The sequence below is a fragment of the Candidatus Competibacter denitrificans Run_A_D11 genome (assembly GCF_001051235.1).
Lineage (GTDB): Bacteria > Pseudomonadota > Gammaproteobacteria > Competibacterales > Competibacteraceae > Competibacter_A > Competibacter_A denitrificans.
Map to the genome: position 1 here is coordinate 42,545 of NZ_CBTJ020000045.1, position 12,827 is coordinate 55,371.

Annotated in this window: 9 protein-coding genes; 1 reads left to right on the forward strand and 8 read right to left on the reverse strand. The window is 57.1% G+C overall.

Features of this window, described 5'->3' with window-relative positions; translation table 11 throughout:
* Positions 1-85: 85 nt before the first annotated feature.
* The 8 genes from BN873_RS10755 to BN873_RS10785 all read right to left on the reverse strand — a co-directional run bounded on the left by BN873_RS10755 (position 86) and on the right by BN873_RS10785 (position 10,305).
* Positions 86-1,267 carry a phosphoglycerate kinase gene (locus BN873_RS10755; RefSeq protein WP_048673596.1) on the reverse strand — a complete coding sequence of 394 codons (1,182 nt, stop codon included), beginning with the start codon at positions 1,265-1,267 and terminating at the stop codon, positions 86-88.
* A 105-nt stretch (positions 1,268-1,372) separates the two neighbouring features.
* Entirely contained in the window at positions 1,373-2,371 is a 999-nt protein-coding gene (gene gap / locus BN873_RS10760) for a type I glyceraldehyde-3-phosphate dehydrogenase (protein WP_048673597.1), read from the reverse strand.
* 144 nt (positions 2,372-2,515) lie between these two features.
* A complete protein-coding gene (gene tkt, locus BN873_RS10765; RefSeq protein WP_048673649.1) occupies positions 2,516-4,492 on the reverse strand; it encodes a transketolase in 1,977 nt (658 codons plus the stop codon).
* Positions 4,493-4,895: 403 nt separating this feature from the next.
* The gene (locus tag BN873_RS10770) at positions 4,896-6,050 is read right to left on the reverse strand and encodes a type III PLP-dependent enzyme (RefSeq protein WP_048673598.1); all 1,155 of its coding nucleotides are present in this window, start codon (positions 6,048-6,050) and stop codon (positions 4,896-4,898) included.
* Between the two features lie 56 nt (positions 6,051-6,106).
* On the reverse strand, positions 6,107-8,260 hold the full coding sequence (gene ppk1, locus BN873_RS10775) for a polyphosphate kinase 1 (protein WP_082161221.1): 2,154 nt from the start codon (positions 8,258-8,260) through the stop codon (positions 6,107-6,109).
* Positions 8,261-8,437: 177 nt separating this feature from the next.
* Positions 8,438-8,857, reverse strand: a complete 420-nt coding sequence (locus BN873_RS10780) for a helix-turn-helix domain-containing protein (RefSeq protein WP_048673599.1) — start codon at positions 8,855-8,857, stop codon at positions 8,438-8,440.
* Between the two features lie 17 nt (positions 8,858-8,874).
* Positions 8,875-9,039, reverse strand: coding sequence for a type II toxin-antitoxin system HicA family toxin (locus BN873_RS19485; protein WP_082161222.1), 165 nt, complete (start codon positions 9,037-9,039; stop codon positions 8,875-8,877).
* Positions 9,040-9,138: 99 nt separating this feature from the next.
* Complete coding sequence (locus BN873_RS10785) at positions 9,139-10,305, reverse strand: glycosyltransferase family 4 protein (RefSeq protein ID WP_048673600.1); 1,167 nt, start codon at positions 10,303-10,305, stop codon at positions 9,139-9,141.
* Between the two features lie 263 nt (positions 10,306-10,568).
* On the opposite strand from BN873_RS10785, the gene BN873_RS10790 reads away from it, so the two are divergent.
* Positions 10,569-12,740: a discoidin domain-containing protein gene (locus BN873_RS10790; protein ID WP_139031689.1), complete on the forward strand. Its 2,172-nt coding sequence runs from the start codon at positions 10,569-10,571 to the stop codon at positions 12,738-12,740.
* Positions 12,741-12,827: the final 87 nt, after the last annotated feature.

Below are 12,827 nucleotides of genomic sequence, written 5' to 3' on the forward strand. Positions count from 1 at the left end.
CCTCGGGCCAGAGATAACGCTTAACCTATAAAGAACGGGCGACCCATGGTCGCCCGTTTCTATTCGTGCAATCCGCTGAGGCTAACTAACCGTTGGCCCGCGACTCCAGAATTTCAACCGCAGGTAACACCTTGCCTTCCAGGAATTCCAGGAATGCACCCCCCGCCGTCGAGATATACGACACTTTGTCGTAGATATCGTATTTCTGAATCGCAGCAATGGTGTCGCCACCGCCGGCCAGCGTGAACGCCTTGGTGTTGGCAATCGCCATGGCGACGGTCTTGGTGCCCGCGCCGAACTGGTCAAACTCGAATACGCCCACCGGGCCATTCCACACCACAGTGCCCGCCTTCATGATGATGTCGGCCAGTTCCTGGGCGCTCTTGGGGCCGATGTCGAAGATCATGTCATCGTCAGCCACTGCGCCAGCGTCTTTCTGCACAGCGGGTTCAGCGGCGTCAAATTTCTTGCCGGTGACGACATCGACGGCGATGGGAATGTTCGCACCGCGCTTTTTCATCTTCTCGATCAGCGTCTGAGCGGTCGGCACCAGATCATGCTCGCTCAGCGACTTGCCGACATTCTTGCCCACGGCCTCCAGGAAAGTGTTGGCGATGCCGCCACCGACCACCAGTTGATCGACCTTTTCCGACAGGCTTTCCAGCACGGTCAGCTTGGTCGAGACCTTGGAACCACCGACGATGGCGACTAGCGGGCGGGCCGGTTTGGCCAGCGCCTTGGTCAGCGCATCCAGTTCCTCGGTCAGCAGGATGCCGGCGCAGGCGACGGGTGCGAATTTGGCGACACCGTGGGTGGAGGCTTCAGCGCGGTGAGCGGTGCCGAAGGCGTCCATCACAAAAATATCGCACAGCGCTGCGTATTTTTTGGCAGTCTCTTCGACGTTTTTCTTTTCGCCCTTGTTGGTGCGGCAATTTTCCAGCAGTACCACTTCACCGTTGGCGACTTCAAAACCGCCGTTCACCCAGTCACGGATCACCCGCACCGGCTTGCCCAGCTTGGCCGACATGACATCGGCGACTGGCTGGAGTGAATCCTCTGGATTAAACTGGCCTTCAGTCGGGCGACCCAGGTGTGAGGTCACCATCACCTTGGCTCCGGCCTTCATCGCATGTTCGATGGTCGGCATCGACGCAGTGATACGGGCATCGGAAGTCACTTTGCCATCCTTGACGGGCACATTGAGGTCGGCGCGGATGAATACTCGCTTTCCGGCCAAATCCAGATCGGTCATACGCTTGAATTGCATTTTTCTCTCCTCCAAATAAAACCCCCGTCAGTCCTGGCGTGGAGCCAGAGCGGCGGGGGCGAGTGGTTTCAGCTCAGCAAGGAACCGCCACGGCGTGGCGACCGCTTACTTGGCCATGACGCGAACCATTTCCAGCACTTTGCAGGAATAACCCCATTCGTTGTCGTACCAGGCCACGACCTTGACGAAGTTGTCGTCCAGGGCGATACCGGCGTCGGCGTCGAAGGTGGAGGTGTTGCTCTCACCACGGAAATCGGTGGCGACCACTTTATCCTCGGTATAGCCCAACACGCCCTTCATCGGGCCTTCGGAGGCGGCCTTCATGGCGGCGCAGATGTCCTTGTAGGACGCGGGCTTGTTCAGTTCCACCGTCAGATCGACCACCGACACGTCGGAGGTCGGCACGCGGAACGCCATGCCGGTGAGCTTTTTGTTCAACTCGGGGATGACTTTGCCCACCGCCTTGGCGGCGCCGGTGGAGGACGGAATGATGTTTTCCAGAATACCGCGGCCGCCGCGCCAATCCTTGTTGGAAGGACCATCGACGGTTTTCTGGGTGGCGGTGGCGGCGTGAACGGTGGTCATCAGGCCGCGCTTGATCCCCCAGGAGTCATTCAGCACCTTGGCCACGGGCGCCAGGCAGTTGGTGGTGCAAGAGGCATTGGAGATGATCGCTTGGCCGGCGTATTTGTCGTGGTTCACGCCGTAGACGAACATCGGGGTGTCATCTTTGCTGGGCGCGCTTTGGATGACTTTCTTGGCGCCGGCGGCGAGGTGCTTCTTGCAGGTTTCTTCGGTCAGGAACAGGCCGGTGGACTCAACAACGATATCGGCGCCCACCTCGTTCCACTTCAGCTCGGCCGGGTCTTTGACGGCGGTCAGGCGAATTTTCTTGCCGTTGACGATCAGGGTGTTGCCTTCGACCGCAACCTTACCCTCAAACTTGCGATGCACCGAGTCGTATTGCAGCATGTAGGCCAGATAATCGGGTTCGAGCAGGTCGTTGATGCCGACGATCTCGATATCGGGAAAATCCTTCACCGCCGCGCGAAACACCATGCGACCGATGCGGCCAAACCCGTTGATGCCAACTTTGATAGCCATGCTTTCCTCCAACTGTGTGGTGAGCGAAACGTGTGGTTATGAAACAAGGGCGGATGTCATCATCCACCCGGAAAGACTACAAAGATATAGTATAAACCTTAAGCGTTGACCGACAAAAATTAACGTCAGCACGCAGGCTTAAATTTAGAACAGCGCCGTCACAGCGGCAGCCACCCGTTCGACGGTAAAACCGAAATGTTGGAAGATGATTTCCGGTGGCCCGGATTCGCCAAAACAATCGATACCGATCACAGTGCCTTGCGGCCCTGCGTATTTATACCAAGGTGCAGTGACCCCCGCCTCGACGACGACCCGCCGGGTTACTGCGGCCGGTAGCACCGACTCACGATACGCGGCATCTTGGGCGTCAAACACATCCACCGAGGGCATGGACACAACACGAATCCGCCGCCCCTGGCCATTCAACTGCTTGGCTGCTTCGACCGCCAATGGCACTTCGGAACCTGTGGCAATGAGGATGGCCTCCGGGTTGCCGCCGCAGTCCAGCAGCACGTAACCGCCGCGCGCAATGGCCTGCACCTGCTCTGGCGTGCGATCCTGATGCGGCAATTTCTGGCGGGTGAAAATCAGCGCGGTCGGCCCGTTAACCCGCTCCAGCGCCATCTTCCAGGCCACGGCGGTTTCCGTGGTATCGCAAGTCCGCCAGACCGAGAGATCAGGGATGATCCGCAAGCTGGCCACATGTTCAACCGGTTGATGCGTGGGGCCATCGCCGCCCACGCCGATAGAATCATGCGTCAGCACAAACATACAGCGAATCTTCATCAACGCCGACATGCGGATCGCGCTGCGGCCGTAGTCGGCGAACATCAGGAAGGTGCCACCGAACGGGATATAACCGCCGTGTAGCGCCAAGCCGTTCATGATGGCGTTCATCGCGAATTCCCGCGCGCCATAAAAAATCAGGTTACCGTCAGGATGTTCAAAATCCACTGGGCGCGATCCGGCCCAAGGAATGCCGGTCGATTCCGCCAGATCCGCCGACCCCCCAACCAGACTCAGGAAGTGCGGGCCATAAAACTCCAGTACCCGTTGCGAAGCAGCGCGCGTGGCGAGATCTTCATGGCGTTGCTGGGTTTGGTGGATGAACTCCCAGGCAATAGTCTGCCAATTCTCAGGGAAACCGCAGGCCAACCGCCGATCAAATTCGGCCGCCCGTTCCGGAAACTCAGCACGATACCGGGTGAGCAGCACATTCCATTCGTCTTCCGCCGCCTCACCTCTGGCGCGCGCGTCGAAAACGCGGTAAATCTCCGGCGGGATAACGAAAGGTTCATGCTGCCAGCCCAACGCTTCACGGGTTGCAGCCACTTCGGCGACACCCAGCGGCGCACCATGCGATTTCTCGCTGCCGCCCTTGTTGGGCGAACCTTTGGCAATAGTGGTTTTACAACAGATCAGGGTGGGACGCTCATGAAAGGCGCGGGCCTTTTCGATGGCCGCATGGACGGCATCGGCGTCGTGGCCATCCACATTAGGAATGACATGCCAGCCCATGGCCTCAAACCGCAGCGCCACATTATCGCGGAACCAGCCCTGCACTTTACCGTCAATGGAAATCCCATTGTCATCATAGAGGCAGATGAGCTTGCCTAGACCCCAGATACCGGCCAGCGAGCAGGCTTCGTAGGAAATGCCTTCCATCAGGCAGCCATCGCCCAGAATGACGTAGGTATAGTGATCGACGATGGGAAAGCCGGGCCGGTTAAAGCGGGTCGCCAACGCCCGTTCGGCCAAGGCCATGCCCACGCCGTTCGCCAAACCCTGCCCCAACGGCCCGGTGGTGGTTTCCACCCCCGCCGTGCGACCGTACTCTGGATGCCCTGGCGTGCGGGAACCCAGTTGGCGGAAGTTGCGCAGGTCTTCAATGGTAAGATCGTAGCCGCTCAGGTGCAGGAGCGAATACAACAGCATGGAACCATGGCCGTTGGAAAGAATTAAGCGATCCCGGTTAAACCATTTAGGGTTGGCCGGGTTGTGCCGAAAAAAATCGTCCCAAAGCACCGCGCCAAAATCCGCCATTCCCATCGGCGCTCCAGGATGACCGGATTCGGCTCGTTGCACCGCGTCCATGCTCAACGCGCGAATGGCGTTTGCCATGTCCCGGCGAGTGGGCGGTAAGAATTCCTGGCCGGTAGGGCCGATCACGGCCACCGCTTCAGTCGGGTTGTCCGACAAGCGTCGGGCGGCCAATTCGCTACGCGAGGGCATCAACTCTCTCTCCTACATCAGCATCAAATATCGGGGAAATACAGGAACAACGCGCGGTTACTTCGGAAAACGCGCATCGCGCCCTGACTGCGCGCGTCGCTCTGCTGGGACGTTCACCGGAGAGATCACGAGGGATGTCCGGTCGCGCCAAACCCCCCTTTGGGATTCAGTTCGGCCGAAAAATGGCGGCGATTATAGGAAAAATCCCTGAGCGCGCCAAATCATTTATTCCCGAACGGAGACCACCCCAACAGAATGACCGTCAAGAAAAAGGTGCGCTAGCGATGTCCGGTTACAGAAAGTAGGTTTTTAGTGGCGGAAAGCCATTGAACTCAATGGAGCTATACGAGGTGGTATAAGCACCGGTAGAGAGCCAATACAACCGATCCCCGCTTTCCAGCGAAAGCGGCAGTTGATATTGGAAATCCTCATAAAGGATATCCAGGCTATCGCAAGTCGGCCCCGCCAATACCACGTCGCCTTCTTCACCGGTCTTCTCGGTATAAATCGGGTATTTGATCGACTCGTCGATGGTTTCCATCAAGCCATTAAAAACCCCAACGTCGGTATAGACCCAACGCTTGCGGTCGGTTTTGGATTTTTTGGAAATCAAGACGACCTCGCTGACCAGCACGCCCGCTTCACCGACTAGCCCGCGCCCCGGTTCCAGATAGATCACCGGTGCCGAATCCCCAAAATAGGCTTTGACGTAGAAATTGATTTCTTCCGCATAAATCGACAACGGATTGGATTTAACCAGGTAATCGGCGGGAAACCCGCCACCCATATTCATGGCTTGTAGCCGAATATGTGCTTTATCCAACCATTCGAACAGCGAATGCGCCTGAGCGATGGCGGCGTCCCAGGCCGAGATTTCGCGTTGCTGCGAGCCAACATGAAAAGAGATCCCGTAAGGTTCCAAACCCAAATGCGCGGCCAGCATCACCAGATCAATAGCCATCCGCGGCTGGCAACCAAATTTGCGCGACAGCGGCCAATCCGAATCCGAGGTCACAGCGTCCATCAAGAGCCGGAAGAACACCCGCGACCCCGGCGCTTCCTTGGCCAAATTACGGATATCCGCTTCACAGTCGCTGGTGAAAAGCCGGACACCTTTCTCGTAGGCTTCACGAATATCCTTGGCCTTTTTGATGGTGTTGCCGTAACTGAGCCGCTCTGGCGTCACACCCAAATCCAACATCCGGTCGAGTTCGTGAATCGAAGCGATATCGAAATAAGACCCAAGATCCCGCAACACGGCAAGCAACTCCACGCCGGGGTTGGCTTTTACTGCATAGTAGATCTTGGCGGCGGGAAAATGCGTCCGAAATTCCCGATATTTCTCCTGGACTCGATCCAGCAGCACCACCAGAAACGGCGTCTCCTTCTCTTTGGAAAACGCCATGATTTTTTCCCAATCAGCCGGAGGGTAATAATTGCGGTACATAGTTTTTCCTGGTGAGAATGTCGCAAGAAATTCGTTTGCAATCTTACAGTAACGATTCAATCCGCCAAGGCACGATGGCGGGTCAAATCCATCAGCCAAGCGTGCGTCCCCAATGCAGCGGGTCCGGTGGCTTCGGCCGAGGGTTGACTTTGCACGTAGCTGCCATCGGGTTGCATCAGCCAGGCCTGGCGCTCATCGCGCAGACAAATATCCAAAATCTCCCATAAACGCTCGCGCGCCGTCCGGTCCTCGACCGGCGTGGCGGCCTCGACGCGCCCAGAAAGATTGCGGTGCATCCAATCGGCTGAGCCGATAATGAACTCGCCCTCCAGCGGGTCTTCCTGGCCATTGGCGAAGTGGAAAATCCGCGAGTGTTCCAGAAAGCGGCCAATAATCGAGCGGACTCGCACCGTCTCCGTCCAACCCGGCACCCCGGCAATGAGGCAGCAAAAACCGCGCACAATCAGGTCGATGGGAACGCCGGCCTGAGACGCAGCCGCCAAAGCTTGCCCCATGGCTAAATCCTCAACCTGGTTCATCTTGGCGACGATGCGGGCAGGCCGACCGGCACGATGGTGCTCGATTTCCCGCTCAATGGCGGCCAGAAAACGCTGCCGCATATTGATAGGGGCAATCAACAGTTTTTTGAACTGTGGGGTCCGCGAGAAACCGGTGAGATAGTGAAACAGATTCACCACATCGGTGGTGATGAGCGGATCGCATGTCAAGAGGCCGACATCGGTGTACAGCCGTGCGGTCTTGATGTGGTAGTTACCAGTACCGATATGGGCGTAGCAGCGCAACCCGCCGCTTTCCTTACGCACCACCAGCGCCACCTTAGTGTGGGTTTTGAGGCCAAGCACCCCATAGGTGACATGAGCACCCACCTTTTCCAGATCCTTAGCCCAGCGTAAATTGCGTTCCTCGTCAAAACGGGCTTTCAGCTCAATGACGCAGGCCACCTGTTTACCGGCTTCGGCAGCGCGAATCAGCGATTGGACGAATGGCGTGTCATCGCCAATCCGATAAACCGTCATCTTGATAGCGACGGTTTGCGGATCGGTGGCGGCATCACCGATGAAATCCTCAACGCTGGTATCGAAGCATTCGTAGGGGTGATGCAGCAGCAGATCACCGGATCGAATCACCGCGTAGATATCCACCTCTTCGTTAGGTATACGGATCGGCGGCAGCGGGTTCCATACGGGGTCGCGCAGAGCGGGCACATCGAGGCCGGCGATTTGGAACAAGCCCGTATAATCCAGCAGGCCGGGCAGTGCGTAAACCTCGTCGCTTTCCAATTCAAAGCGTTCCATCAGCCCTTGACGCAGAGCCGGGTGGGCGTCCGGCGCCAGATCCAACCGCACCACCGGCTCAAAACGGCGCTGTTGGAGCGCTTCCGCCACCACTTCCCGTAAGCTGTCATCGTCTTCCTCGTCGAGTTCGACCTCGGCGTTGCGCAGGATGCGAAACAGCGTGGCGTTCACCAATTCCATGCCAGGAAACAGCTTATCGGCGCTATGCCGAATCAAGTCTTCCAGCCGTAAAAATCGATGCTCTCCCTCGCCGGTATCCGCCTTGAGCGCAATCCAAGGCGGCAGAATGGTCGGTATTTTGACCCGTACCGGCACGTATTCGTCGGTGTCGGGATTGCGCAAGATAAAGCCCCAGTTGGTGGAGAGGTTCGACATGAACGGAAAGGGATGGGCTGGGTCCATGCCGAGCGGCGTCAAAGCCGGTGAGACGTTATGATCGAAAAGCGCCCCCGCCTCCTCGCGCTGTGCTTCGGTAAGCTGCTGCCATTCCAGCAAAAAGACCCCATGTTCAGCCAGGCGAGGCAGCAGATCTTGATAACACTGGGCCTGCCGCTTCAGTTGTTCAATCACCTTGGTACGGATTTCCACCAGCCGTTTACGCGGCAACAAGCCAACCCGCTTCATGTAAAACTCATCAAGGTTAGAGGTAAAGATCGCCAGGAATTTGAGTCGTTCGAGCAGAGGCGTGCGCTCATCCAGCGCCTCATGCAGCACCCGTCCGTTAAAATCGAGCCAACTCAAATCCCGGTCGATCCAGGCATGGGCCAGCAAGCCCTCACGAGAGGCGAGGATTTGCCCGGCGTCAGCCGCTGCTGGATGGGCTTTCTTACCGCGCTTGGGCTTGACGCGGGTCAAGCTCAGACCCGTCTTGGTTTCTTGATGTTTGGCGGACATAAGACATTCACCTTTGACAGCGGCGCTGAAGGATGGCCAGCCACATTATGGAGTCGTCGGGCGCATTGGCAAGGTGTGGCAGTCGGAAATTCGTCGAGCGCCTGTGCTTGCAACAGCGGTGGAGGTCAATGCGGGTAGACAGGGCAGACAGGGGGATCAACGTGGGTCGGTTGTGGCTTAATCCAAAGTGATTGACAAGCGTTTACCCAAAGCTGCCGCTGCTCGCTCCAGTTGCTTGAGTGTGGGATTAGCCGTCGCTTGTTCCAAACGCTGAGCTGAAGGCCAAGAGGTTTGGAGGGCACGGGCCATTTCAGCCAGTGTTCGGCCCTGTTCCTCGCGTGTCTTTCGCAAAAGCAGCGCAACTTGGACACGGGCTTGTGGATAGGCGACTGAGCGACCTTCACCCGGCGACGGTAACGGAATTGCCCGACCGTCTGCCAAGCGCTGTTCGATCACCAAGGAAAGTACTTCTGCGGCATTAAAAGCGGCTTCTTCTTCCGTGCTGCCTTCAGTAAAACCCTCCTCGAAATCAACCAACTGCACCACATAGCCACCACCTTCTTGCGGTTCGAGGGTGTAGGGATAGGCAGTATTCATATCAGTTTGACTCCCGTCTATTGCTCGATTTTCTTGAGTAAGCCGATTCCCAAGTCATGGTGACCATGCACTGGAACAGGGACCGTCACGCTACCTTTCTTGAGCATGTGATGGCTACCGTTGATTCGAGTCATCGACCAGCCAGCCGCTTGCAGGATTTTGATCGCTTGTTTGCCATTCATAAATAAGACTATCTATGGCAAAGAACCCAAATCACTCTCCTCCCAGCCAACACGAGCGTAGAGTACGTCGGCTGATCGGAGGGTGATCGGTGCCCGAAACTAATGCGCCAGGACTTGATAGACGCCCTCGGTATAAGCCGCCATGGTATCCCAGTTGAATTGGGATGCCACCGCCAGACGGCCGTTGGCCCCAAGCGCGCGGCAATGGTCGTGATCGGCTAGGAGCGAACCGATGCCGTGCGCCATGCCGCCGGCATTGGCGTCCACCAGAAAACCATTCACGTTATGCCAGACAAACTCTCTGGGGCCACCGGCGGTGGTAACGACCACCGGTTTACCGGCCGCCCAACCTTCCAGCACTACAATGCCAAACGGTTCGTTGCGGCTGGGCACCGCCACGATATCGCACGCCCGCATCAAATCGATATATTGCCAGCGCGGCATATGGCCCAGGAACACGATGGCGTGGGCCGCGCCAACCTCATCGGCTCGCCGCATGACCATCTCTTTTTCCGGTCCTTCACCCGAAATGATAAAGCGCGCTTTGGGATAAGACGCAAGCACCATAGGCACGGCTTCGACCAGCATATCCATACCCTTCTGTGCGGTCATTCGACCAGGCGAGAAGATAGTGGGCGCCAGCGGCGCAATCCCATAACGACTCTTCACTTCGGCCGGATTGATATAGCCGTCAAACGCATGGTAATTCACGCCATTGTGAACGACGTGAATCTTCTCCTTGGGGACGTGATAAATTCGGCACAACTCATCATCCAAAAAGTGGCTGACCGCAATCACGATATTCGCGTTGTGGCAACCCGCCGCCTCGGCATCCCGCACCCAGCGCGCGAAACCCTTATAAAACACGTTACCGTCACGGCCGTACTCGGTGGAATGCATGGTCAATACGCTCGGCGTGCTGAAACCGTCCATCGCGTATTTCATGGCGTTGGCGGTCAGCCAGTCATGAGCGTGCACGATTTCAAACTTGCCCACCATAGAGGTAATTTCATGAAAACGGTGAGCCATGGCTTTGCACATGTAGTCCATGCACTCGACATCATTTTCACTTAAACCATGATCAATGCGATGGTAGTGAACACCATCAATCCAGTCATAATGGTTTTGGTTTTCTTGCCGCCGAGTGATGACATAGAGATCATGACCCCGGCGCTGCAAGCCGGCCGCCAATTCCGTGACATGGACCCCAAGGCCCCCGGAAGCAATGGAATGCAAAGATTCCGAAGTAAACATGGCGATGCGCATTATTTTAACCCTCATTAGCCGGCCAAACCGGCTTGCTCTTTATCCCAAAACAAACTTGCGCCCGCCCCCTGACGAGGACCGATGCCAGACACCAGCCGTTGGGGCGAAGTCGGCAGCACCTCGGTTCGGCGCTGTATTGTTGCAATGCAATATAGGGATTATGCGCGCTGATCGTCTCAATTTACAAACAGGATTGCTCGCTCACTGCAATCTGGCGTCGTATCTTTAGCTAACAAGGCGAAAGCAAAGAGGACCGTAAATTGATGTGTTGTGCCCTTGTTCGGATCGCTACGTCCTTGCTCGTCATCGGTTTAGTGGTCACTGGGTCACCGGGCCATACCGCCTCAGCCATCAATGCCACCATTGATCTAACCACAGGGCCACGAAGGATTTTTACTCCTGCCGTGGCGCTGGGAGCGGGGATAGACGGTCACTCGCAGGGAGATAGCGCAGCGATCTATCGGCCGGAGATCCTGCGCGCCATGCGCTCGGCTGGTTTGGGGCCATTGAGTTATCGATTGCGCACCGAACTGGCCATAGAGGCCTGGCATTGGAACCCGCGCGGCCAGTGGAGCGATCCAGCGCGCCGGGAAGGCTATTGGGCATCGGACGATCAGTCTGATACGCCGATTCTGGCCTCTTACGGCTATCGTTTGCCGCGCCGTGGCAACACCATCGACCAGGCGGAAAACAATGGCTATTCGCGTCTGGTCGATGGCGATGTAACCACGTTCTGGAAAAGCAATCCTTACCTGGATCAGCGCTATACAGGCGAGGATAACCGCCGTCACCCGCAATGGGTGATCGTCGATTTTGCGAAACGGACCCCAGTGAACGCGCTACGCATCGCCTGGAGCAACCCCTATGCTGTCCGCTACAGGGTCCAATATTGGGCTGGCGAAGATCCCCAAGATCCCGATGAATATCCCCAAGGTCACTGGCAAAACTTTCCTACAGGCCAAATCTCGGCTGGCCAAGGTGGCAATGTCACTCTCCGGCTAAGTCAACGCGCCATCCGGCTACGCTTTATGCGGATCTTGCTGGAAGAGTCATCCGCGAGCGCGCCGCCCGCCGCCAAAGATCCGCGCGATGCACTCGGTTATGCCATCTGGGAACTCCATGGCGGTACGCTCAACGCTTCAGGACAATTGCACGATGTCATTCGCCACGGCAAGAAGGCGGACCGGCAAACGCGGCTGTTTGTCTCGTCCACCGACCCTTGGCATCGGGCCATCGATATCGATAAAGAGGTGGAGCAGCCGGGTATCGACCGCGTGTTCTCCAGCGGAATCCGCCAGGATTTACCGGTCCTGATGGCGGTGGGCGCCCTGTACGACACACCCGACAACGCCGCCGCCCTACTCCGCTATCTAAAACGGCGTGGCTATCCGCTACGGGGCGTGGAAATCGGTGAAGAGCCGGATGGCCAGTACGTGGCGCCGGAGGATTACGGTGCGCTTTACTTGCAAATAGCCGATGCGCTGCGGGCGGTCGATCCAGCCATCACCTTAGGCGGCCCTTCTTTTCAATCCCTCTGGGATCAACCGATGATGGCTTGGTCAGGCACTGAGGTGGCCCAGGATCAGCCTTGGCTGGCTCGTTTCTTGAGTTATTTGCAAGCACGCGACCGTCAGGCAGCCCTGGGTTTTTTGTCCTTTGAGTGGTATCCCTTTGATGAGGTGTGCGCACCACCCGCACCAAAACTGCAACAAGCCCCTGTTTTACTCCGGTCAGCGCTAGATGAACTCTACCGGCAAGGCTTGCCGCGCGCGGTTCCCCTCTATATGACGGAATACGGTTATTCGGCGTATTCGACCCAAGCGGAAGTCGATTTAACCGGCGCGTTATTTAACGCCGACACGGTAGGAACCTTCCTGGAATCCGGCGGCGCGACCGCCTATTTGTACGGCTATGAGCCTAGCCCCATTTACCGGGCGCCAGACTGCAATACCTGGGGCAACAATACCTTGTTTTTATCCGATGAAAGTCGGCGTATCCTCGCACCCACCGCGACGTACCACGGCATCGCTTTGCTCACTCAACAATGGCTGGGGAACCCGAATCAGCCCCACGCAGTCTATTCGGTACGGTTGACCAAGGGTCGCGCGGCTGGCCGGCTGCCAGTCAGCGCCTATGCCGTCAAACGCCCCGATGGGCAGTGGGCGATGCTGTTGCTTAACAAAGACTCAAAGCAGGATCAGGTGGTGGCATTACACTTCTTGCAGCCTTTGGCAAGGATCAGTGAACCTTTTCTCGGTCCCGCCGACCTTTATCAGTTCTCAGCCGCTCAATATCGGTGGCAAGCCAACGGCGAACACGGTCGCCCACTGCGGAGTCGGCCACCTGCCCATAGCCGATTAGCAAGCCATCAGCCCGTTAAGGTGCGGTTACCCCCTGGGTCATTAACCGTGATACGTAGCCACCAACAACCCTGACGGCAGCGGCATTTGATCAGGCCCGTTAGCCTGACCGTGGATTAATGACTTCTAATGATCAATTGTTTCAATGCGGTATTCCGCTGC

Excerpts from the sequence above, each read along its gene's own strand:
- BN873_RS10755 (WP_048673596.1), bottom strand. The coding sequence starts at position 1,267 with ATGCAATTCAAGCGTATGACCGATCTGGATTTGGCCGGAAAGCGAGTA.
- gap (WP_048673597.1), bottom strand. The coding sequence starts at position 2,371 with ATGGCTATCAAAGTTGGCATCAACGGGTTTGGCCGCATCGGTCGCATG.
- tkt (WP_048673649.1), bottom strand. The coding sequence starts at position 4,492 with ATGGCAAACGCCATTCGCGCGTTGAGCATGGACGCGGTGCAACGAGCC.
- BN873_RS10770 (WP_048673598.1), bottom strand. The coding sequence starts at position 6,050 with ATGTACCGCAATTATTACCCTCCGGCTGATTGGGAAAAAATCATGGCG.
- ppk1 (WP_082161221.1), bottom strand. The coding sequence starts at position 8,260 with ATGTCCGCCAAACATCAAGAAACCAAGACGGGTCTGAGCTTGACCCGC.
- BN873_RS10780 (WP_048673599.1), bottom strand. The coding sequence starts at position 8,857 with ATGAATACTGCCTATCCCTACACCCTCGAACCGCAAGAAGGTGGTGGC.
- BN873_RS19485 (WP_082161222.1), bottom strand. The coding sequence starts at position 9,039 with ATGAATGGCAAACAAGCGATCAAAATCCTGCAAGCGGCTGGCTGGTCG.
- BN873_RS10785 (WP_048673600.1), bottom strand. The coding sequence starts at position 10,305 with ATGCGCATCGCCATGTTTACTTCGGAATCTTTGCATTCCATTGCTTCC.
- BN873_RS10790 (WP_139031689.1), top strand. The coding sequence starts at position 10,569 with ATGTGTTGTGCCCTTGTTCGGATCGCTACGTCCTTGCTCGTCATCGGT.